The organism is Arthrobacter sp. UYCu512, assembly GCF_040547075.1.
Taxonomy (GTDB): domain Bacteria; phylum Actinomycetota; class Actinomycetes; order Actinomycetales; family Micrococcaceae; genus Arthrobacter.
In genome coordinates, this window is record NZ_JBEPPA010000004.1 from 203,178 (window position 1) to 224,467 (window position 21,290).

22 protein-coding genes and 1 tRNA gene are annotated in these 21,290 nt (G+C 65.6%); 8 read left to right on the top strand and 15 right to left on the bottom strand.

Going from position 1 to position 21,290, the window contains the following annotated elements; translation table 11 throughout:
* Window positions 1–197: 197 nt before the first annotated feature.
* Both ABIB49_RS06135 and ABIB49_RS06140 read left to right on the top strand, forming a co-directional pair.
* Entirely contained in the window at window positions 198–1,397 is a 1,200-nt protein-coding gene (locus ABIB49_RS06135; RefSeq protein WP_282359755.1) for an acetyl-CoA C-acetyltransferase, read from the top strand.
* A 20-nt stretch (window positions 1,398–1,417) separates the two neighbouring features.
* Window positions 1,418–1,951: an aminoacyl-tRNA deacylase gene (locus tag ABIB49_RS06140; RefSeq protein WP_282359756.1), complete on the top strand. Its 534-nt coding sequence runs from the start codon at window positions 1,418–1,420 to the stop codon at window positions 1,949–1,951.
* Window positions 1,952–2,074: 123 nt separating this feature from the next.
* Here the strand turns inward: ABIB49_RS06140 and ABIB49_RS06145 are convergent, their stop codons facing one another.
* From ABIB49_RS06145 to ABIB49_RS06185, 9 genes are all read right to left on the bottom strand, one after another.
* Window positions 2,075–3,907, bottom strand: coding sequence for a bifunctional metallophosphatase/5'-nucleotidase (locus tag ABIB49_RS06145; RefSeq protein ID WP_282359757.1), 1,833 nt, complete (start codon window positions 3,905–3,907; stop codon window positions 2,075–2,077).
* Between the two features lie 215 nt (window positions 3,908–4,122).
* Window positions 4,123–4,497 (bottom strand): 50S ribosomal protein L7/L12, encoded by a 375-nt coding sequence (rplL, locus tag ABIB49_RS06150; RefSeq protein ID WP_024365995.1) that lies wholly within the window; start codon window positions 4,495–4,497, stop codon window positions 4,123–4,125.
* 77 nt (window positions 4,498–4,574) lie between these two features.
* Window positions 4,575–5,177: a 50S ribosomal protein L10 gene (gene rplJ / locus ABIB49_RS06155; RefSeq protein ID WP_226774764.1), complete on the bottom strand. Its 603-nt coding sequence runs from the start codon at window positions 5,175–5,177 to the stop codon at window positions 4,575–4,577.
* 308 nt (window positions 5,178–5,485) lie between these two features.
* The gene (locus ABIB49_RS06160) at window positions 5,486–6,595 is read right to left on the bottom strand and encodes a GNAT family N-acetyltransferase (protein WP_226774765.1); all 1,110 of its coding nucleotides are present in this window, start codon (window positions 6,593–6,595) and stop codon (window positions 5,486–5,488) included.
* 221 nt (window positions 6,596–6,816) lie between these two features.
* Window positions 6,817–7,524, bottom strand: coding sequence for a 50S ribosomal protein L1 (gene rplA / locus ABIB49_RS06165; RefSeq protein WP_024365991.1), 708 nt, complete (start codon window positions 7,522–7,524; stop codon window positions 6,817–6,819).
* A 141-nt stretch (window positions 7,525–7,665) separates the two neighbouring features.
* Complete coding sequence (gene rplK / locus ABIB49_RS06170) at window positions 7,666–8,097, bottom strand: 50S ribosomal protein L11 (protein WP_024365990.1); 432 nt, start codon at window positions 8,095–8,097, stop codon at window positions 7,666–7,668.
* Window positions 8,098–8,227: 130 nt separating this feature from the next.
* Complete coding sequence (nusG, locus tag ABIB49_RS06175) at window positions 8,228–9,097, bottom strand: transcription termination/antitermination protein NusG (protein WP_282359759.1); 870 nt, start codon at window positions 9,095–9,097, stop codon at window positions 8,228–8,230.
* A gap of 114 nt (window positions 9,098–9,211) precedes the next feature.
* The gene (gene secE / locus ABIB49_RS06180; RefSeq protein ID WP_226774768.1) at window positions 9,212–9,496 is read right to left on the bottom strand and encodes a preprotein translocase subunit SecE; all 285 of its coding nucleotides are present in this window, start codon (window positions 9,494–9,496) and stop codon (window positions 9,212–9,214) included.
* A 78-nt stretch (window positions 9,497–9,574) separates the two neighbouring features.
* A tRNA-Trp gene (locus ABIB49_RS06185) sits at window positions 9,575–9,647 on the bottom strand.
* Between the two features lie 297 nt (window positions 9,648–9,944).
* Between ABIB49_RS06185 and ABIB49_RS06190 the strand changes: the two genes are divergently transcribed.
* The gene (locus ABIB49_RS06190; RefSeq protein WP_226774769.1) at window positions 9,945–11,162 is read left to right on the top strand and encodes a pyridoxal phosphate-dependent aminotransferase; all 1,218 of its coding nucleotides are present in this window, start codon (window positions 9,945–9,947) and stop codon (window positions 11,160–11,162) included.
* A gap of 181 nt (window positions 11,163–11,343) precedes the next feature.
* On the opposite strand, the gene ABIB49_RS06195 is transcribed toward ABIB49_RS06190, so the two are convergent.
* A complete protein-coding gene (locus tag ABIB49_RS06195) occupies window positions 11,344–12,018 on the bottom strand; it encodes a LuxR C-terminal-related transcriptional regulator (protein WP_354156813.1) in 675 nt (224 codons plus the stop codon).
* Entirely contained in the window at window positions 12,015–13,322 is a 1,308-nt protein-coding gene (locus ABIB49_RS06200) for an ATP-binding protein (protein WP_282359760.1), read from the bottom strand. The genes ABIB49_RS06195 and ABIB49_RS06200 overlap by 4 nt, the downstream gene beginning before the upstream one ends.
* A gap of 124 nt (window positions 13,323–13,446) precedes the next feature.
* Here ABIB49_RS06200 and ABIB49_RS06205 point away from each other — a divergent pair, with 124 nt between their 5' ends.
* From ABIB49_RS06205 to ABIB49_RS06225, 5 genes are all read left to right on the top strand, one after another.
* On the top strand, window positions 13,447–15,042 hold the full coding sequence (locus tag ABIB49_RS06205) for a PspC domain-containing protein (RefSeq protein ID WP_226774772.1): 1,596 nt from the start codon (window positions 13,447–13,449) through the stop codon (window positions 15,040–15,042).
* Window position 15,043: 1 nt separating this feature from the next.
* Window positions 15,044–15,325 (top strand): hypothetical protein, encoded by a 282-nt coding sequence (locus tag ABIB49_RS06210; protein WP_226774773.1) that lies wholly within the window; start codon window positions 15,044–15,046, stop codon window positions 15,323–15,325.
* 3 nt (window positions 15,326–15,328) lie between these two features.
* Window positions 15,329–15,583 (top strand): PspC domain-containing protein, encoded by a 255-nt coding sequence (locus ABIB49_RS06215; RefSeq protein ID WP_226774774.1) that lies wholly within the window; start codon window positions 15,329–15,331, stop codon window positions 15,581–15,583.
* Window positions 15,584–15,741: 158 nt separating this feature from the next.
* The gene (locus tag ABIB49_RS06220; protein ID WP_226774775.1) at window positions 15,742–16,767 is read left to right on the top strand and encodes a 6-phosphofructokinase; all 1,026 of its coding nucleotides are present in this window, start codon (window positions 15,742–15,744) and stop codon (window positions 16,765–16,767) included.
* Between the two features lie 38 nt (window positions 16,768–16,805).
* Window positions 16,806–17,516: a GNAT family N-acetyltransferase gene (locus ABIB49_RS06225; RefSeq protein ID WP_282359761.1), complete on the top strand. Its 711-nt coding sequence runs from the start codon at window positions 16,806–16,808 to the stop codon at window positions 17,514–17,516.
* 25 nt (window positions 17,517–17,541) lie between these two features.
* Here ABIB49_RS06225 and ABIB49_RS06230 read toward each other — a convergent pair whose 3' ends face one another.
* The 4 genes from ABIB49_RS06230 to ygfZ form a co-directional block, all read right to left on the bottom strand.
* The gene (locus ABIB49_RS06230) at window positions 17,542–19,059 is read right to left on the bottom strand and encodes a DHA2 family efflux MFS transporter permease subunit (RefSeq protein ID WP_354156814.1); all 1,518 of its coding nucleotides are present in this window, start codon (window positions 19,057–19,059) and stop codon (window positions 17,542–17,544) included.
* Window positions 19,060–19,131: 72 nt separating this feature from the next.
* Window positions 19,132–19,695 carry a PadR family transcriptional regulator gene (locus ABIB49_RS06235; protein WP_226774778.1) on the bottom strand — a complete coding sequence of 188 codons (564 nt, stop codon included), beginning with the start codon at window positions 19,693–19,695 and terminating at the stop codon, window positions 19,132–19,134.
* A 111-nt stretch (window positions 19,696–19,806) separates the two neighbouring features.
* The gene (locus ABIB49_RS06240) at window positions 19,807–20,202 is read right to left on the bottom strand and encodes an ankyrin repeat domain-containing protein (protein WP_226774779.1); all 396 of its coding nucleotides are present in this window, start codon (window positions 20,200–20,202) and stop codon (window positions 19,807–19,809) included.
* Entirely contained in the window at window positions 20,199–21,281 is a 1,083-nt protein-coding gene (ygfZ, locus tag ABIB49_RS06245) for a CAF17-like 4Fe-4S cluster assembly/insertion protein YgfZ (RefSeq protein ID WP_354156815.1), read from the bottom strand. Before ygfZ ends, ABIB49_RS06240 begins: the two co-directional genes overlap by 4 nt.
* Between the last annotated feature and the right edge of the window lie 9 nt (window positions 21,282–21,290).

Consider the following 21,290-nt stretch of genomic DNA (forward strand, 5'->3'; position numbering starts at 1 on the left):
GGTAAACAGGGAAGACGCAAATATCTACGATACGGCAAAGCAACCTACTTGTCTACCCCACTTCGCCCGCGATTGCAAGCACTGGACCCGGCTCCCGGCTGGGGTGTCCACCCCCTGTGCCACAGGCCGCCGGATGGCCCCGTGACTGGGGTCACGATAGCCTTGCTGTACAACGTTCACGATTGGAAGAGACAACCATGAGCCACTCTGCAGACAACAATGATGTTGTCATCCTCGCCGCCGCCCGCACCCCCCAGGGGCGCCTCAACGGCCAGCTCGCAAGTTTCACGGCCGTAGAACTCGGCGCACACGCCATCCGGGCGGCCCTGGCCGCCAGCGGTGTAAAGGCCGAGCAGGTGGACTCTGTCATCATGGGACAGGTGCTGCAGGCCGGCGCGGGCCAGAACCCTGCACGGCAGAGCGCCATCGCGGCCGGACTCGGCTGGAACGTTCCCAGTGTGACCATCAACAAGGTCTGCCTGTCCGGGCTAACTGCCGTCATCGACGCGGCCCGAATGATCCGCAGCGGCGACGCCGCCGTTGTTATAGCCGGCGGCCAGGAGTCGATGTCCCGCGCGCCGCACATCCTCCCCGGTTCCCGGCAGGGCTGGACCTACGGGTCCATCCAGGCCCTGGATGTTGCAGCGCACGACGGCCTGACCGACGCTTTCGACGGGCAATCCATGGGCCTGTCCACCGAGACCAAGAACCTTTCGCTGGGCATTGACCGCAGCTCCCAGGACGAAGTGGCGGCAGCGTCCCACCAGCGCGCCGCGCGGGCCGCCAAGGACGGTGTGTTCGACGGCGAAATCGCCCCCATCAGCGTCAAGCAGCGCAAAGGCGAGCCGATTGTCCTGGCCTCGGACGAGGGGATCCGGCCGGACACAACTGTCGGCTCACTGGCGGGCCTGCGGGCGGCGTTCGTCACCGACGGCACCATCACGGCGGGCAATTCCTCCCCCCTGTCCGACGGCGCCTCCGCCCTCGTGCTCTCCTCACGGAAGTTTGCCGAAGAGAACGGCCTTGAGTACCTGGCCGTCGTCGGCAAGCCCGGGCAGGTGGCCGGCCCGGACAACTCGCTGCACTCCCAGCCCGCCAACGCGATTGCCAGCGCGCTGCAGAAAGCCGGCTGGTCTGCCGCGGACCTGGACTTCATCGAGATCAACGAGGCTTTCGGTTCGGTGGCCGTGCAGTCGCTCAAGGACCTCGGCTACCCGCTGGCGCAGTGCAACATCCACGGCGGCGCGATCGCCCTGGGCCACCCGATCGGCGCCTCCGGCGCCCGGCTGGCCCTGCATGCGGCGCACGAGCTGAAGCGGAGAGGCAGCGGCAAGGCTGCCGTGTCGCTGTGCGGCGGCGGAGGCCAGGGCGAAGCGCTCCTGCTGTTCCGCGACTGAGTTTGGTCAATGAGCCCACCATGAACGATCCAGGCGCGGCGGCGGACGCTCGTGGCGGCACCGGCCGGGAGCGGTTCCTGGCGGACGCCGCCGCCCGTGGCCTCAGCATCCGTCTGGTGGAACGCCAAGCCGCGAAAAGCCTCGAGGAGGCGGCCGATATCCTCGGAATTCAGCCCGCGGATATCGTGAAGTCCCTTGTGGTCAAACACAAGGACGGCAGCTTCCTCTTTGCGCTCATCCCGGGCGACCGGCAGATTTCCTGGCCCAAGCTGCGCGCGCTGCTTGGTGTCAACAAACTGTCCCTTCCCAGTGCGGAGGTCGCCCTTGGCGCCACCGGCTACGAACGCGGCACGATCACCCCGCTGGGAAGTACCAGGCCATGGCCGGTCTATGTGGACCGCAGCATCACCGGGCGCAGGATTGCCCTGGGCGCGGGCGAGCATGGCTACAGCGCGTTTGTGGACGCCGATGCCTTCGCCGCCGCCCTCGACGCCGTGGTCGCGGACATCTCCGAATTGAACGAACAGCATGCCGCGGCGCGGCACGGCGCGTGACGGCACGTGACGGCACGGGCCGTCACGCGCCAGCACGGGCCGTCACGCGCCGGCACGTGCCGGCACGTGCCGGCGCGGGATCTAGCCTGTCCGGGTTAAATCGCCCGGGTCGACGCAGGCCGGCTAGGCGGTGACGGTGAGTGCCGCGCCGTTGACGGTCAGCCGCCAGTTGTCCTGGCTGAACACCGAAACGTCCAGGGTGCCGTGATCCACAACGTAGTCGATAATCCGCTGCCGGATCTCCTGCTGGCTGTTGGAGAGTACCGGAGCCGCCATGACTGCCGGGAAGTTGCCGCCGCCGCTTTGCCGGTAGTTGTTGATGGCCAGCGCGAATTCCTGGTCCCGCCGAAGGACCTCGCCACCGTAGCGCAGCCCGGTGATCCGCTCCCCCACCGGTTTGGCAAGGTCGATCTCGTAGTTCAGTGCTGCGTCAAGACCGTAGACAACGTCGTAGTTGTAGTCCGGCGTCCCGCCCGGCGCCATCGCGGTGGCAGCGTTGGTAACGTCGGCGGCGCGTGCCGGGCTGCTGAACACCGGTTTGAAGTACCGCGCGGACCACTCCAGATAGTCCCGGACCTGAGCCCCGGTGACCTTGACGGAGAGCAGCGTGTTGTCGAAGATGTACAGCCCGGCAACGTCCCGGATGGTCAGCGGCCCGGCTTTGACGTCCACCGAGCGGGAGAAGGCCGCAGCGATGGAGAGCACCGGCAACCCGGCGGACGGGCCGCCGGCCAGTTCGGCCTTGATGGTGCTGGCCTGGACATAGTTGATGGCATCGATGGCCGCCGAGTCCTCCCAGCAAGCGGTGGCGGTGTTCAGCGGCGCCGTGGACGTGCCGATGACTTCGTTGACATACTTTACAGTCGCCTCGTGCCCTGCCTGGACGGCGCGCACAACGGCGGGATCGGCATCGACCGTCTTGGCGTCCAGCAAGTGCGAGTGGGCGGCGGTGACCGTCCAACGGCCTTTGTCCTTGGCCACTTCCAAATCCATTACAGCCACGCGCATGCCCCACTTCAGCGGCTCCGTCAGCAGTACCTGCCTTCCGGTGGCCTTGTTGGTGACAAAACGTTCCGGGATTTCCAGGTGCGCGTGCCCGACCAGGATAGCGTCGATGCCGGGGACCTCTTCGGCCAACTGCGTGGAGGCGTTCTCCGGGAACGGCAGCGCATCGCCGTAGGACGACCCCGGGGTTGCGCCCGAGTGGCTGGTGACGATAACGACGTCGGCTCCGGCTGCCTTGAGCTGCGGGATAACCGTCCTGGCTTCCTCCACGATGCCGTTGAAATCCAGTTTTCCCTGGACGTTGTCGCGGTCCCAGAGGGCGCAGCCGGGGGTGACAAAGCCAACCAGGCCCACGGTCAGCCAGCCGTTGTTCGTCTTCACGCGTTTGAGTACGTAGGGTGTAAAAGCGCGTTTGCCGGTAGTGGCGTCGTGGACGTTGGCGCCAAGCAGCGGGAAGTTCAGCTGGCTTTCCCAGGTCCGCAGCAGCGGGATGCCGTAGTTGAACTCGTGGTTTCCCAGGCCAACGGCGTCGTAACCCACCGCGTTCATGGCCAAGGCCATGGGATGGGTGACCGTCGCCGAGATGGGGCTGATCTTGGCGAAATAGTAGGCCAGGGGTGTGCCCTGGATGGTGTCGCCCGCGTCGATGGTAAGCGTGTTCGACGCTCCCCGTTCGTCCCGCATCGCCTTGATCAGGGTGGCCGCCTGCGCGATGCCGATCTTGTTCCCTGCGGTATCCGCATAGGGGACGTTCTTGAAGTAATCCCAGTTGAACACGTTGTTGTGCAGATCGGTGGTGCCAAGCACCGTCAGGTTGAACGTCTTCCGGCCCGCTGCGGGGGCTGCCTGGGCGGCCGGGGCTCCGGACAGGGCCGCAGCCGCCGCGCTGCCGCCCACCAGGGCTGCAGTCAGCATGGTCCGGCGCGAAAGCGAGTGATGGGGATCGGTCATTGTGGGGACTCCTCAGCGTTGGCGGCCTGTTGGCACAAAGCCACAGTCTAGGCGCGCATTCACCCGCGAGAACAGGGATTCCACAAACTCTTTGGGAAGTTCACCTGCCGTTGATGTCCGCCCGGAACGCAGGAAACCCCGCACACCGGGGTGCGCGGGGTTTCCCGGAGCGGAACGGGAACACGAGGTTCCCGGCCAGGTCCTGAAGCGGCGGGTTACTTGAGGGTAACGCGGGCACCGGCTTCTTCGAGCTGGGCAACAGCCTTCTCGGCAGCTTCCTTGGTGACACCTTCGAGGATGGCCTTCGGTGCGCTGTCAACAACGTCCTTGGCTTCCTTGAGGCCCAGCGAAGTGATGGCGCGAACTTCCTTGATGACTGCAATCTTCTTGTCGCCCGGGTGCTCCAGGATGACGTCGAATGCGGTCTGCTCTTCTTCTTCTGCAGCACCACCGGCAGCGGGGCCAGCAACGGCAACGGCAGCGGCCGTAACTTCGAAGGTCTCTTCGAAGAGCTTAACGAACTCAGAGAGCTCGATGATGGTCAGTTCCTTGAAAGCTTCAATGAGCTCTTCGTTGGTGAGCTTCGCCATGGTGTGGCGTCCTTCCTATAGTGGTGCTCGGCAGCCCGGGGGCTCGCCTTCGCACCGGAGTCTGGTTTGAAAGAGAGTTAGTTCTCTTCGGGGGCTGCGGCGTCAGCCGGAGCTTCGGTCTCTACTGCTGCATCTGCGGGAGCTTCGGCCGGAGCTTCGTCAGCGGCGGGCGCTTCGGCTTCGGCCGGGGCACCGTTCGCTTCTTCAAGCTTGAGGCGCAGAGCATCGATGGTGCGTGCAGCGGCGGCAGCAGGAGCCTTGAGGATGCCTGCAACCATGGCAAGCTGGCGCTCACGGGACTCGAGTGCTGCCAGGGCAGCTACCTCGCTGGCGTTCAGTGCCTTGCCCTCGAAGTAACCGGTCTTGATAACCAGCTGCTTGTTGGCCTTGGCAAAATCCGTCAGGCTCTTGGCAGCGGCAACTGCGTCACCCTTGATAAACGCGATTGCAGTGGGGCCGGCGAGCTGGCCGTCGAATGCTTCGACACCGGCTTCCTTGGCTGCAAGGGCGGTCAGGGTGTTCTTGACGACCGAGAACTTGGTGTCCTGGCCGAGAGAAACACGCAGCTGCTTGAGCTGTGCAACGGTGAGCCCGCGGTATTCGGTCAGGACAGCGGCGTTCGATTCCTTGAAATCGTTAGTGATCTCAGCTACTGCTGAAACCTTGCTAGGCGTTGCCATAACCCTCCTTCCGGGGATAGAGCCGGTAGTTCCCGGTCCCCGCTCAAAAGAGCTAAAAACTAAAAACGCCCCGCGCAGATGCACGGGGCTTGTCTCGACGCAGTCCATGACTGCGGAGCTTTGCTTCGTTCACCTGCGCCGGCCGCCCTATGTTCAGGGTCCTTCGTCTGGAGATTCACTGGTTCTCCCGGCGCAGCTGCAGAAGTGAGCCTTGCTTGGGAGAGTGAATGTCCAACAACCGACGGTCTTTGGTCCCCCCAGCCTACGCGAAACCTGGCCCTTGCTCCAAATCGGCGACGTCGGACGGTTCAGCTGTTGCTGGGGCCCAAATCCGGAAGTTCCTTCTGCCAGATCCCGGTGACTCCGGCGGTGGTGAATCCCAGCTGTTGGTTGACCGTGAGCAGGTAACGGTTTTCCGGTGCGTTCCAGGTGTACAGCACCCGGGCGTCCGGGAACTGTTCGGAGAGCCGCTCCATGTTGGCGACCTTGATCAGCAGGCCCAGTTTGTTGCCGCGGTGCTCCGGGAGGACGACTGTGTCATCTTGGAAGACCACATCGGGCCGCAGTGCCAGGACGCTGATCGTGGTCAGACCGACCAGGTCACCGCTGCCCAGACGCTCGACGGCGGTGACCACTGTCCGGCGGCCCTGCGCAATGGCGACATCTTCCGCTTGCCGGAGGATTCCGCCGTCGAACACCATGCTTGAATCATCGACACCGGGCACGCCGTCTTCGCCCGCGTTGTTTTCCAGTGCCGCGACGGCCTCAAGCCACTGCTCCGGGCACCGGTCCGTCCAATGGTGCAGCCGGTAGCGTCCTGCGTTCGCCTCCTCGGCCTCGGTTCCCAGCTCCGCCACGAGCTTGCCGTCAAGCGGCAGCGCGCAGGCACTGAACTGCTCGATGTGCTGCAGGGCATAGCCGCTGTGGCGGGCGAACTCGACTTCGCGGCTGTTGTCCGGGACGAACCCGAAGCCCGTGCCCGGCACCAGTTGCCCGGCTTCGCTGTCACCGAGCGAGGAACTCGGATGGTTCGTGTCGACCAGGATGGTGTGCCGGCCCTCGTCGCGGGCGAAGTGCTCCGCAGCTTCAAGCAGTTGCCGGCCCACGCCCCGTCCTTGGAATTCGGGCAGGATGTCGAGCGCGAATTCGGCCAGGTCGAGGTTGTCCGCGAGCGGCAGCGCGATGTCCACAGTACCGACGATTTCCCCGCTCACCTTGGCAACGAGAATGACCTGGCGCTCGTACGGGTCCGCCATTTCCAGCAGTTTTTCCTGCGGCAAGTAGGCGAGATCATCGCTGCCCCACGTCTGCATTCGCACCTTGCGTCCCACTTCGACGGCGGCAACGAAGTCGGAGGCATCCGACCCGTCAAGCGAATCGGGGATCCACAGCTGTTCAATCCGTACTTCATTTGCCATTGCGGCCATCATCCCCAGCGGTTCTGCCATCCGTGCGTGCCGGAAACCCGGCGATAACCGGGCAACCACGGCCAGCATATGCCGCTTTGGGCCGCTGTTCCATCAATACCGGTCCACCAGCGACGCGCGCCGGGCCCTGGCCGTTCGTCGTGGAATGCAGGAAAGACCGCCCCGCGGATGCGGGACGGTCTTTCCGTCGTGTGCTGTAAGGCTGGTGAGGATTAGACCTCGGTCAGGACCTTGGTGACGTTGGGGTCAACCGAGATGCCCGGGCCAAACGTGGTGGCGACGGTAGCCTTCTGGATGTACCGGCCCTTGGAAGCGGACGGCTTGAGGCGAAGAACTTCTTCCAGAGCGGCGGCGTAGTTCTCGGCCAACTTGAGGGCGTCGAACGAAACCTTGCCGATGATGAAGTGCAGGTTGGAGTGCTTGTCGACGCGGAAGTCGATCTTGCCACCCTTGATGTCGTTGACGGCCTTGGCGACGTCAGCGGTCACGGTGCCGGTCTTCGGGTTCGGCATCAGGTTACGCGGACCCAGGACCTTACCGAGGCGGCCAACCTTGCCCATAAGGTCAGGGGTGGCGACGGCGGCGTCGAAGTCGGTCCAGCCGGCTGCGATCTTTTCGATCAGGTCATCGGAACCAACGAAGTCGGCGCCGGCTGCGATTGCTGCCTCAGCCTTGTCGCCCGTTGCGAAGACCAGGACGCGGGCTGTTTTACCCGTGCCGTGCGGCAGGATAACGGTGCCGCGGACCATCTGGTCGGCCTTGCGAGGGTCAACACCCAGGCGGAAAGCTACCTCAACGGTGGCGTCGAACTTGGACGGGTTGGTGTCCTTGGCCAGCGTCACTGCCTCAAACGGCGCGTAGAACTTCTCCGCGTCGATTTTGGCTGCGGCTGCCTCATATGCTTTGCTGCGCTTTGCCATGCTGCTTATTTCTCCTTGTGCAGTTGTGGTCTGCGGACCGCGCTGGGCCCTGCCACAGTTGGGACTCCGGCTCGATAATCCGTGCCGGGCTTCCAACATTCAAATGTTTAGGTGGTGCCGGTTGCCCGGCGGTAAAGGCATTTAGCCTTCGACGGTGATACCCATGGAGCGGGCGGTGCCGGCGATGATCTTCGCGGCGCCTTCAAGGCTGGTGGCGTTGAGGTCTTCCATCTTGGTGGTGGCGATCTCGTTGACCTGGGCCTGGGTAAGCTTCGCGACCTTGACGGTGTGCGGGGTAGGCGAACCCTTGGCGACGCCTGCAGCCTTTTTGATGAGCTCTGCAGCCGGCGGGGTTTTGGTGATGAACGTGAATGAACGGTCCTCGTAGACCGTGATTTCAACCGGAATAACGTTGCCGCGCTGGGCTTCCGTCGCAGCGTTGTACGCCTTGCAGAATTCCATGATGTTGACACCGTGCTGGCCAAGCGCAGGACCGATCGGCGGGGCCGGGTTAGCGGCACCTGCCTGGATCTGCAGCTTGATGAGGCCGGTGACCTTCTTCTTGGGAGCCAATGTAGGGTCCTTCTCTCAATTACTTCCTGGGACACAGGAGCGTGCCGCAGCTTGGTGGCCGCCATGGCGAGGCGGCCGGCCGCCCCTGGCTGCTAAAGCGGGCAGCCCGGGACGAATTCTGTGGGAACAGCTAGATCTTGCTGACCTGGTTGAAGGCCAGCGTGACCGGCGTCTCGCGCTCGAAGATGGAAACCAGCACCACCAGGGTCTGGGAGTCCACCTTGATTTCGGAGATGGTGGCCGGGAGGGTCTCGAAGGGGCCCTCCTTGACGATGACCGACTCGCCGACCTCAAAGTCGACGTCGATCTGCGCCGCAGCGTGCTTGATGGGCTTGCCCTTCTCGGCCTGCTCTTCTTCGAAGACCGGCGCGAGCATGGAGAAGACCTCATCGAGGCGCAGCGGGACCGGGTTGTGGGCGTTGCCCACAAATCCGGTGACGCCCGGGGTGTGGCGGACGGCGCCCCAGGAGGCATCCGTCAGGTCCATCCGGACCAGGACATAGCCGGGGATCCGGACGCGGTTGATGACCTTGCGCTGAGCGTTCTTGATCTCAACGACTTCCTCCATCGGAACCTGGATTTCGAAGATGAAGTCTTCCATGTCCAGGGTCTGGATGCGGGTCTCAAGGTTGGCCTTGACGCGGTTCTCGTAGCCTGCGTACGAGTGGATGACGAACCAGTCACCTTCCTGGCGGCGCAGCTTGGCCTTGAACTCATCGGCCGGGTCAACCTCTGCAGCGGCCGCAGCGGCTGCCAGCGCGTCGGCCGATTCGTCATCGGATCCGGCTGCTTCGTCGCTGGCAACGGCTACCTCGTCCGAGTCCGCCTCAGCAGACTCTTCCGCAGCGGCTTCCCCGGCTTCTGCTGTGTCAGCGGCCTCGTCAGCGACGTCGGATGCGGGCGCAGCAGACGCGGCCTCGGACAGTTCCCCGGTCTCCACCGCGGCGTCCTGGCTCTTATCCAGCTCAGTCTCAGTTACCTCGAGCTCCTGCTCAGACACTTGGTCTCCTGCTTCCTCATTGCCTAACATGCCTATTTAAATGACTCAATTCCGCACACCCCGCAGAACCGCCGGAATCCCGGGGTAAGCCACGAAGTCTGCGGACCGGTCGCCTTAGCGGTCCGTGGGGCCTGTGCCGCCGAAGACCCAGCCAACGCCGACCCCGAAGGCTAGATCCAGCACTGTGGCGATGAGCATCATAATGACGACGAACACCAGCACCACAAGCGTGTAGTTGATCAGTTCCTTGCGGGTCGGAGCGACAACCTTCTTCAGTTCGCCGATGACCTGGCGGACAAAAAGCGCGATCCGGGCGAAGAAACCTGCCTTGGGGGCATTCTTGGCGGGGCGGCCACTGGAGCTGCCTGCAGCCGTTTCGGTCACCTGGATCTCACTCATCCTCGCAATGTCGGATACCCGGCCCTGAACTGAACCATGGTTGCTGCGCTTGTTCCGGAGAAACCGGAACAGCTTGCGCAGGGCAGACAGGACTCGAACCTGCAACCTGCGGTTTTGGAGACCGCTGCGCTACCAATTGCGCCACTACCCTATGGATCAAAAACAAGCCCCCGGCCTGTTTCCCCAGACTTCGCTGAGGCGCAGGCCATCGTCGTGTTTTCAACACCGGAGAACCAGTCTACGCAACAACTGCGTCTACGTCGAACCGGCCCCTTCGGACCGTGCGTCCGGCCGGGAGCAGTTGAGCAAAAAGCCGCGACCACGACTTTCCACGCTGCAGTCACACTTCCGCACGGGCACCTCTGAGGATCCGATGAACAGCATAGAGTAGATTCCGTCGAATCCCACCCGCAGCCGCCGAAGCTGCAAGCGAAGAAATGGACCCGCGATGCCTGCCGCCCGCATTTCACAGCGTATTTCCGCCATAGCCGAATCCGCCACATTGGCTGTTGATGCCAAGGCGAAGGCGTTGAAGGCGGCAGGCCGGCCGGTCATCGGTTTCGGCGCCGGGGAGCCGGACTTCCCGACCCCCGATTACATTGTGCAGGCGGCAATCGAAGCCGCCAGCCAGCCCAAGTACCACCGGTACTCCCCGGCCGCCGGCCTGCCGGAGTTGCGGCAGGCCATCGCGGACAAGACGTTCCGCGATTCCGGCTACCGGGCAGAGGCGTCCCAGGTGCTCGTCACCAACGGCGGCAAACAAGCCGTTTACAACACCTTCGCCACGCTACTGGACCCGGGCGACGAGGTGATTGTCCCGACTCCGTTCTGGACCACCTACCCGGAAGCCATCCGGCTCGCGGGCGGCGTCCCGGTCGAGGTCTTCGCCGGACCGGAGCAGGAATACCTGGTTGCCGTGGAGCAGCTGGAAGCGGCAGTTACGGACCGCACGAAAATACTCCTTTTTGTGTCCCCTTCCAACCCCACCGGCGCCGTGTACTCGCCGGAACAGGTCCGGGAGATCGGCCAGTGGGCAGCCGCCAAGGGACTCTGGGTGGTCACGGACGAGATCTACGAGCACCTGACCTACGACGGGGTGCCATTCACCTCGATTGCCACGGCCGTCCCTGAACTGGGCGACCGGGTGGTCATCCTCAACGGCGTGGCGAAGACGTACGCCATGACAGGCTGGCGCGTCGGGTGGATGATCGGCCCCGCCGACGTCATCAAGGCCGCCACGAACCTGCAGTCGCATGCCACGTCGAACGTCTCCAACATCCCGCAGGTTGCGGCGCTCGCCGCGGTGTCCGGTCCGCTGAGCGCCGTCGACGAGATGAAGCTCGCCTTCGACCGGCGCCGCAAAGCCATCGTGGCCGGACTGAACGCCATCGAGGGCGTGGATTGCCCGACGCCGAAAGGTGCCTTCTACGTCTACGCGGACGTCCGTGCCCTGCTTGGCAAGGAATTGCCGTCCGCAAACGGACCCGTCCGGCCGTCCACGTCCGCGGAGCTGGCGGCACTGATCCTCGATGAGGTGGAAGTGGCTGTGGTTCCGGGTGAGGCCTTTGGGCCCTCCGGGTACCTACGCCTCTCCTACGCCCTGGGCGATGAGGACCTCGCCACAGGCGTCGCCCGCCTGCAGGACTTCCTCGGCCAAGCCAAGTAAACAACCCTCCCGCACTTCCGGCGGGCGAATCACGAACGCTCCCGCAGCCGCTGCCGGCCGCTGCGGGAGCGTTCCCCGACAACCCGCCGAAACTGCGGGAGCGTTCCCCGACAACCCGCCGAAACTGCGGGAGCGTTCCCCGTCAACCCGCCGAAACTGCGGGAGCGTCGGGTTTGTGGGATTAGAGGAGCCTGCGCTCGGCGGCCCAGCGGGTGAGTTCGTGCCAGTTGGAGAGCTGGAGCTTGCGCAGCACGGCCGAGACGTGCGTTTCCACCGTCTTGATCGAGATGAACAACTCCCTCGCGACTTCCTTATAGCTGTAGCCCCTGGCGATGAGCCGCATCACTTCGAGCTCGCGGGCTGAGAGCCTGTCCAGTTCGTCGTCGGCAATGTCGGCCGGGGCGGTGCCGAAAGCATCGAGCACAAAGCCGGCCAGCCGGGGCGAGAAGACGGCGTCGCCGCCCGCCACCCGACGCACGGCGTCGGAAATTTCCTTCCCGGAGATGGTTTTGGTGACGTAGCCGCGGGCCCCGGCCCGGATCACCGACACAACATCCTCTGCCGCGTCGGAGACGCTCAGGGCCAGGAACCGGGTACTGCCCAGCAAGGGAGCTGAACCGGCCAGCACCTCTCGGCCGCCGCCGCCGAGCCCGCCGGGCAGATGGACATCCAGGAGCACCACGTCGGGACGCACCGCCGCGATCACCGCGATGGCTTCTTCCACAGTCCCAGCCTCGCCGGCGACGACAATGTTCGGGTCCAGGTCAGCTTTCAGGCCGGACCTGAAGATGGCATGATCGTCCACAATTACTACCCGGATCCCCGGTCCGGGACGTTCCTCCGCGCTAATGCTCACTGTGTTGCCTCTCCGTTGCCGTTGGCGGCCGCAGCGCCCGTGGCTGCTCCCGCCGCCAACGGAAGCCTCAGCCGCACCTCGGTGCCGTCTTCGTTGCTGCTGATGGTAGCGGTGCCGCCATGGCGGTTCATCCGGCCGACAATCGATTCACGGACCCCCAGCCGGTCAGCAGGGACGGCGTCCGGGTCGAAGCCGGGACCGCGGTCCTTCACGAAGACCTCCGCCGCGTCGTCGGCGACCTCCAGATACACGGACACGGCGCCGCCGCCGTGCCGGGCAGCGTTCAGCATCGCCTCTCGGGCGGCCTGGACGAGCGCCTCGTGGCGTTCGGCCATGGCGCAGTCCCCCACAGAGACCACTTCGACCGCGCGGCCCAGGGCGTCCTCCACGTCCGCCGCGGCGGCCCTAATACGCTCGGACAACTGACCGGATTCCCGGCCCGGATCCCGGTACAGCCAGCCCCTCAACTCGCGTTCCTGGGCGCGGGCAAGCCGGACGACGTCGGTCTCGTTGCCGGCCCGCCGCTGGATCAGGGCCAGGGTCTGCAGCACGGAGTCGTGGAGGTGGGCGGCAATCTCGGCCCGTTCGGTGGCGCGGACCCGCCCGGCCCGTTCCGCCTCCAGGTCGCGCCAGAACTTCAGCCCCCAGGGCAAGAGGACCAGCGCCACGCCCCCTAGCACCGCCACCGAGGCCAGCAGCGCAAGCCAGGTCTGTTCCCACGACCCGGAGCCGGACACCATAACCAGGACGCCGGTGACAACAAGTGCCAACCCGGCCGCAAGACGTGCCCAGCCGCCGGCCTGGTCCGCTTTGGTCTTGTCCACAAGGCCTGCCCGGCGGGTTTCATCCAACTGCATCCAGGCGATGGCCGCGCCGCACAGGATGGCCGCAACCGGGACGAGGGTCCCGAGCGGAATGTCAACGCCGAGCAGACGGGCAATCAGGATGCCGGCGGCCAGCAGCAGGCCCGACCCAAGCAGGATCTCCTTGCCGTAGCGCATTCCGGTGATCCTGCCGCGCCACCACCCGGCTGGAAACTCACCGTCCGGCACGCTCACAGCGGGAGCAATGGGCGACACCGGCTGGCGGGCGCTGCGCCTGGCGCTTTCATCAGCGGTGGGAACCATGATCCAAAGCCAGGCGTAGAACGCCACCCCGGCACCGCCGGCGAGCGCGGCAACCGCCATACCGATTCGGATCATCCGCACCGGCCAGCCCAGATGCCCGGCGAGGCCGGCGCAGACCCCGGCGATCACCCGGTCGCTGCCGCGGACCAGCGGCGGGCGGGAAGCGGCTGTTGTCATAAGGCAATCCAAACACGGATCAGGGTTTCCCTGCCGTGTTTCCGGCCCGAACCGGGGTCGACTCAGGGGCAGTTCAGGGTGTTCCCCAGTAGAACGGAATCGTGGCGGACGGCAGGATCGAAGTATGAATCCGCACCCTGAGCACCCCAATGAAGGAAACGCCCCTGCAGGCGGTGCCGCAGAAGAGCCTGCGGCGCCGGCCGCGGAGACCTCTGCCGGCACTGCCGCCAACACCTCCGCGACCGCGCCGCTGGAGGATTCGGCCGGTTCCGGGGCCGGCAACCCGCCTCCTCCGCCCTACGACTACGCGCCAACACCTCCTCCGCCTCCGCCTTACGACTACGCGCCAACACCTCCTCCGCCTCCGCCTTACGACTACGCGCCAACGCCTCCGCCGGCCGGCAGCCCGCCGCAGGATTTCTTCGACTGGATCCGGAGCCACGGCGTCCACCGAGGCCGCGAGCGCTGGGTCGGCGGGGTGGCAAGTGGCATAGCCCGGCACTTCGGCGTCGACCCGTTGATTGTCCGCGGCATCCTGATAGTGCTGGCAATCTTCGCCGGCGTCGGCGTCCTGCTCTACGGCATCGCGTGGGCACTCCTGCCCGAACCGGACGGGCGCATCCATCTGCAGGAAGCCGCCGCGGGCCGCTGGTCATCCGGCATGACCGGGGCCCTGATCACCACGGTCGTCGGCTTCCCCAGCCTGGGCAGCGGCGCCTGGGGCTGGGACCGCTACGGCGCTGGCCCCTTCCTTTGGACAGTTTTTTGGGTCGGCGGCGCCATCTACCTCATCTACTACCTCACGCACCGCAACAAGTCCCGGAACGGCGCCACCGGCCTGTCCGCTGGCCATCCGGACGGTGACCCGGCGGTCCACACCGCCTACCCGCCAAAGCAGGCAACGCCCGCGGTACCGGCAGGGGTGGCCCCCTTCGCCGCAACCGGCTACGGGGCCTCGGAAACACCGGCCCACAACGGCGAGTCAACGCTGCCGGCACCGGGCTGGGGCACACCCCAACCGCCGGGTGCAACACGCCCGTTCCGTGGCGGCTACCAGCCGGTGCCCGGGCCCGTCCAGCCGGGCAAACCCCGGAAGCTGGGCCCGGGCACTCCCGCCGTCGCGGTGACAGCCGGCCTTGCCCTGCTGGTGGGCGGCGGTATCAAGATCCTCGACGTCGCGAACCTCATCAACCTCGGTACCTCCAGCAGCGCCGTTATCTGGGCCAGCGCCGCCGTGGTCCTGGGTCTCGGCATCCTTATCGCCGGTCTCAGGGGCCGCACGTCGGGCAGCCTCGGGTTCTTGGCAGCGCTCGCCCTGGTCGTCGGCGGAATCTTCAATGTGTTGCCCAACGGCGACCGCTTCCGTCCGCAGAATGCGGACTGGTCACCGGTGAGCATCGAGCAGGCACTGGGAGGCTTCGACATCACGGCCGGCACCGGAACCGTGGACCTTACCGGGCTCTCGCTCAACCCTCCGTTGAAAACCGACCTTGTGGTCCCTCTCGACGCGACAGCAAGCAACCTCACGGTGGTCATCCCGGACACCGTTCCGGTGGAAATCCAGGCAGACATGACCATGGGCAACCTCAATGAGGGCAGCCAGAATCACAGTGGCATGACCACTCGGCAGATCGATTACAACACCGAAATGCCGGGGGCGACCCTGATCGTCAAGATAGACGGCACCTTCAGCAACGTCACCATCAAGGAAGGTAATTGACATGAGCAGCTATGACGCACCGGCCGGCAGCCCGGCAGCCCCGCCTCCGCCGGGAGCGCGGGAACCGCAGGTGGAATCACCGCCCCGCGTGGGCACCATCGTCTGGGGCTTGATAGTGATGGCACTGGCCGCACTTATCATCGTTTCCGAGCTGCGCCTCGTGTCGCTCAACGGCAGCTACGTGGTGATCGGCCTGATGATTGGCGCCGGAGCCGCTCTCGTCGTCGGCGGGCTGCTCTCATCGCGCGGACGTGACAAAGCCACCCCGACAAGGAAGTCTTGAACCATGGAAAAATTCTTCAGCACCGTCAGGGGCCTTGGGCTCAAACGCGGCCCGCAGCGTTGGCTGGGCGGAGTCTGCGGAGGCATCGCCGCCAAACTGAACGTGGATGTTGCGTTCGTCCGGATCGCCTTTTTGCTCGTCGCGCTGCTGCCTGGACCGGCTTTTGTGCTTTATCTTGCGGCCTGGCTTCTCCTCCCGGACCAGCGGAACGCCGTCGTCCTTGAGACGTTCCTCGCCAAGCGCTCGGGACGACCCTGACGCCGTCCCCGCGAGGAAACGCAGTGCCCCGGCCGGCCGGCCGGGGCACTTTCCCGAAGTCACAGGTTGTGTCCTGCCCCACAGGCGCCACTAGACTCTAGGTGAGCTCAGCGTGGCGCTCTTCCTGAAAACCTACGAACCAGGATTTGAGCCGAGACATGAAAATTGGAATCCTCACCAGTGGCGGCGACTGCCCGGGACTGAACGCCGTCATCCGAGGCGCCGTCCTGAAGGGCATCGCCGTGCACGGCCACGAGTTCGTGGGGTTCCTGGACGGCTGGCGTGGCGTCGTCGAAGCAGACACCATCGATATCCCCCGCAGCATGGTCCGCGGCATCGCCAAACAGGGCGGGACCATCCTGGGGACGTCCCGGACCAACCCGTTTGAAAACAACGGCGGACCCGAGGTGATCAAGGCCAATATGGACCGGTTGGGCATCGACGCCCTCATCGCCATCGGCGGGGAAGGCACGCTGGCGGCCGCCAAACGCCTCACCGACGCCGGCCTGAAGATCGTGGGCGTCCCCAAGACCGTCGACAACGATCTCGACGCCACTGACTACACCTTCGGCTTCGACACCGCCGTCGAAATTGCCACCGAGGCGATCGACCGGCTGCGGACCACCGGCGAGTCCCACCACCGTTGCATGATCGCCGAAGTGATGGGACGCCACGTGGGCTGGATCGCCCTGCACGCCGGCATGGCCTCGGGCGCCCACGCCATCCTGATCCCGGAGCAGAAAGCCTCGATGAAGCAGATCGCCGACTGGGTTGTCTCGGCTCGGGACCGTGGCCGCGCGCCGCTCATTGTCGTGGCCGAGGGATTCGTCCCGGATGACCAGGAAACGCCGCACTCCGAACGCGGGCTGGACACCTTCGGACGTCCGCGCCTTGGCGGGATCTCGGAAAGGCTGGCCCCCGAGCTCGAAGCCATGACCGGCATCGAAACCCGTGCGACCGTCCTGGGCCACATCCAGCGCGGCGGTGTTCCCACCGCATTCGACCGTGTCCTGGCGACCCGGCTGGGCATGGCCGCGATCGATTCGGTCGTCGAAGCGCGCTGGGGCACCATGGTGTCCCTCAACGGCACCGACATCGTCCATGTAGGCTTCGACGCCGCGCTCGGTAACCTCAAGACCGTCCCGCAGTACCGCTACGACGAGGCCGCGGTCCTCTTCGGTTAGGCCCCGGGCCCCGGCGCGCCGGTGGGTAGGGTGGAGTCATGACACTTGAGCCCGGTTCCGTCGACATCATCCAGCTCGCGTGGGCCCGTTCCCTCGGTCTGGACGACGGCGCGTTTGCCGCTGCGGCGGGCGAACGCATCACGCGGGCAGACGACTCGGCCCGCGCCGTCCGGTTTGTCCGGCTGTTCGGCAATTCTGCATTCGTGGGACCACAATGGGCGCTGGACGCCGCCAGGGGGCTAACCGACGGGGAGCTGGCGCAACACGGCACGCTGCTCGCCCTCACCCGGGAGCACGGAGGCCACGGTCTCGGCGCCACGGCACTTTTTTTCGCAGATGATCTGCCCCTGCAACAACCCGCTGAGGAGCTCACCGTCTCGCCGGGCAGCCCGGAAGCTGTCGAGCTGGAATCCGCCTGCCCGCCGGATGACGTCAACGAAGTAGGCCTCGCGGACCTTGAGCACCGTTTCACCATCATGCATGTGGAAGACGGCCGCAAGACCCCGGTGGCCTGCGGTGCCTACACCGAGTGGGAAGGCATCCTGGCCCAGATGGGGGTGCTGGTCGCCCCGGACTGGCGCCGCCGGGGGCTGGGATCACTGGCGGCCTCCATCGCGGCTCATGAGGCACTCGCCTCAGGGCTGACGCTGCAATGGTGTGCCGAGGTCAGCAACAAGGGCGCACTGGCCATCGCCCGCAGCCTGGGCCTGGCCGCCGGCGGCATCCAGACCAGCGTGCTGCTGGGCTGATCCGGAAGCCGCCGGGGTTGGAGCGTTAGCGCTGCTTTGCCGGCGCCTGCTCATCTGACGAAGCCCCCGCCGGAGCGGTTGCGGGCCTGCCCCAGCCCTGAACCGGCTGGGGCTTCGCGAAGAACAGCGCCACCGCCGCGCCGAGCAGAATCACGGCAGCGGGAAGCATAATGGACTGGCCCATCGCCGTCGAGAATCCCTCGCGCAGGGCCTCAGGCAGGGTGCCGCCAAATGCCATCGGGCTGGCGCCGGCGGGAGCTGCCGGCAGCTCCGATGCCAGGCGGGACTGAATGAGCACTGCAATGGCAGCGCTGCCGAGGACGGCCCCAATCTGCCGGGTGGTGTTGTAGACCCCGGAACCGGCACCGGCCTGGCGGGGCTGCAGGTTTCGGGTGGCGGTCGAACTAAGGGGCGCCCAGATTCCGGCGTTAGCGAAGCCCAGCACAGCGCTCGGCAGCAGGAACAGCCAGATCGGCGTGTCCGGGTGCATCAGGGAGGAATTCCAGAACAGCGCCACGGACATCAGAACCAGGCTTGTGGCGGTGATGTACTTCGGATTGACCCTGTCGATAATCTTCCCGATGACGGGTGCCAGGCCACCAGCGATCACGGCCATCGGAACCATCATCAGGGCAGACTGGGTGGGCGTCAGCCCGCGGACAATCTGGTAGTAGAAGATCAGCGGCAGGGTGAAGGCCGTGACGGTAAAGCCGACGGTGGTGATGCTGATGTTCGCGAGCGAGAAGTTCCGGTCCTTGAAGAGGGACAGCGGCAGCAGCGGCTCGCCCTTGTTGATCTTTTGCCACCAAACGAAGACCACCAGGACGGCGATTCCCGAGATGATTAGGCCCCATACCGTAATCGGCCCGGTGATGGTCCCCCAGTCGTACGTCTCACCTTCCTGGATGCCGAATACCAGCAGGAACAATCCGACGGCGCTGAGCACTACACCGGGGATGTCGAACTTGTGCGGGTGGGTGCTCAGGGCCGGCACGTACCGCACGGCCAGGACAAACCCGACGATGCCAACCGGAACGTTAATAAAGAAGATCCATTCCCAGCCCAGGCCGTCGACGAGGACGCCGCCGAGGATCGGGCCGACGAGGGTCGCGATGCCTGCGGTGGCGCCCCAGACGCCCATCGCGGCACCCCGCCGGTCCGGTGCGAAGATCCGGGTGATCACCGCCATGGTCTGGGGTGTCATGAGTGCGGCGCCGAAGCCCTGGAACACCCGGGCCACGATCAGCATCTGGACGTCGCCGGAGAGACCGCACCAAAGGGAGGCCAGCGTGAAGACGACCAGGCCGGTCAGGTAGAGCTTCTTGGGGCCGAAGCGGTCGCCCAGCCGGCCGGTGATCAGCAGCGGCACCGCGTAGGCGAGCAGGTAGGCGCTGGTCACCCAGATTACCGAGTTGATGTCCGCGTTCAGGCCTTCCATAATGCGGGGGTTGGCCACCGAGACGATGGTGGTGTCGATCAGGATCATAAAGAACCCGATAACGAGGGACCAGAGTGCCGGCCACGGCCTGGCTACAGTTTCCATGTGGTTCCTTAGTGCTGGTGGTGATGCCTGGGGATGTCTGAAATTATTCGTCGAACGCGGAGCCGGGGGTGGCTACCAGGTCAGCTGGCCGGTTCCGAGCTCCTGCTGGAGGCTCCGGATCCAGCCGGTCTCTGCGCGCAGCATGACCTGCTGGTACTCCATGTCGATCCAGTACTTGCGGTCGACCTGCTGCGCCCGGACCCGTTCTTGCGCGGCGGAGAGGAAGTCGAGCTGCTCCCGGAGCCCGATAAGGCGCCGGTCGAGCAGTTCGATCACGACGCCGGCACGCAGGTTGTACGCCTCCGAGACGGCCATCGGGAAGGACGGATATTCATTGACGGGAGTAGCGAGCATGTCCTGCAGCCGCAGGGTCAAAGCCTCCCGGCCCGCCCCGGAAATCTCGTAGGTGGTGCGTTCCGGGCGGTTGCCTTCACGGTCGGTTCCGGTCGCGGCCACCAGCCCCTGCTCTTCAAGCCGCCCGACTGCGTGATAAAGCGTTCCCGGACGGACCTTGACCAAACGGTCCTCATGCCGGGCGACCAGGAGCTGGTACATCTCGTAGGGATGCATCGGTTCTTCTGCGAGCAGGGAGAGTGCGGCAACGCCCAATGGTGTCAGCGGCGTGGCTCGAGGCATGGTGCGGGGTCCTTTGGTAATGGCGGCCGGTGAGCCCGAAACACTATTCCAGCACGACTATTCCACATGGAGTATACGGGCGCAACAGTGTTGGGAATCCCGGGAACCGGATCAGCCCAGCAGCGCCAGGATGTCGTTGCGCTCGAACATTTGCGCGGCCGCCCGGGCCGATGGCGTCCCGGCGTCGGGGTCCGCCCCGGCGTCGACCAGCACCCGGGACACCTCCGTGTAGCCCTTGAACACGGCCCCTGCCAGCGGCGTCTGGCCTCGGTCGTTGGCGGTGTTCGCGTCTCCGCCGTGCGCCAGGATGAGCCGGACGGCGTCGGCGTGGCCGTGGTATGCCGCAAGCATCAGCAAGGAATCCCCCGCCGTGTTCGTTAAGCCCGCCGGGGCCCCGGCGGCGAGGTAGCTGCCAAGAGTGGCGGAGTCACCCTGCCGGGCAGCGTCAAAAAGTCTGTGTGCCAGCGCCAGGGTCTCTTCGTCAGGCACGGAGCTTCCCTCAGTCATCGAGTCCCCCGCAGGAAACCGGTCTGCCGTCCTACAACCTGTCCGGCGTCGGGAGCCACAATAAGTTCCTGCGCCGCGGTGTAGGGCTCTTCGCCGTCAAGTACTGTCAGCACGTCCTCCGGCGAGACCGAGCGTTTGACCACTGCCAGGGCCACCGGCCCCATTTCATAGTGCTGGGCTACGGAGGTGACGGTGCCCACCTTGCGCTCACCGGCGCGGACTTCGCTGCCGACGGCGGGCATGGTGTGCTGTGATCCGTCGAGCTGCAGGAACACCAGCCGGCGCGGCGGGTGGCCCAGGTTATGCACCCGGGCCACTGTTTCCTGGCCCTTGTAGCAGCCTTTGTTCAGGTGCACGGCGGTGCGGAGCAGGTCGAGTTCGTGCGGGATGGTCCGGTCGTCGGTTTCGGCGCCCCAGCGGGGCCGCCACGCCGCGATGCGCAGCGCTTCGGCCGCCCAGACCCCCGCGAGCGGGCGTGCCCCGACGGTGACTTCAAGTTCCCCGGCCGGGACGAGGTACTCGAACCACGGCCGTTCGAGCCCCGGGTGGGAATCCTCCCCCACCACCGCGTACGAGTAGCCGCCGGCCCCGACATGGGGCCACGGGTCTTCCCAGACCAGCAGGCCGGAGAACTCAGGTACCCGGCGGGTGGTACCCAGCACGGCCCAGTCCGCGGATGCGTCGATGATCTCGACCCGGAGCATAAACTTCATTTTGTTCAGCCACTCGGCCAGCGGCGCGGCCTCGGCCGCCTCGACAACAAGCCAGGTCGTGGCACCGTCGTCCACGACCCGTGCGTCGAATTCGATCCGGCCCTGCACGCTGAGCAGCAGCAGTTCACTGGACTGCCCCGGCCCAAGGGTGGTCAGCTGCTGGGAGGAGAGCGTGTTAAGCCAGCTCAGCCGGTCCGGCCCGGCAACGGTGACGACGCCGCGGTGGGACAGATCCACAAGGGCGGTCCCGGCAGCCAGGGCCCGCTGTTCGCGCAGCGGTTCGCCGTAGTGGGAGGCGACGCCGGCATCAGCCCCGACGGCCTCGACGGCGCCGGGCCGCTCCAACAGGGGGTTTTTGGTAGTCATATGTAGTAG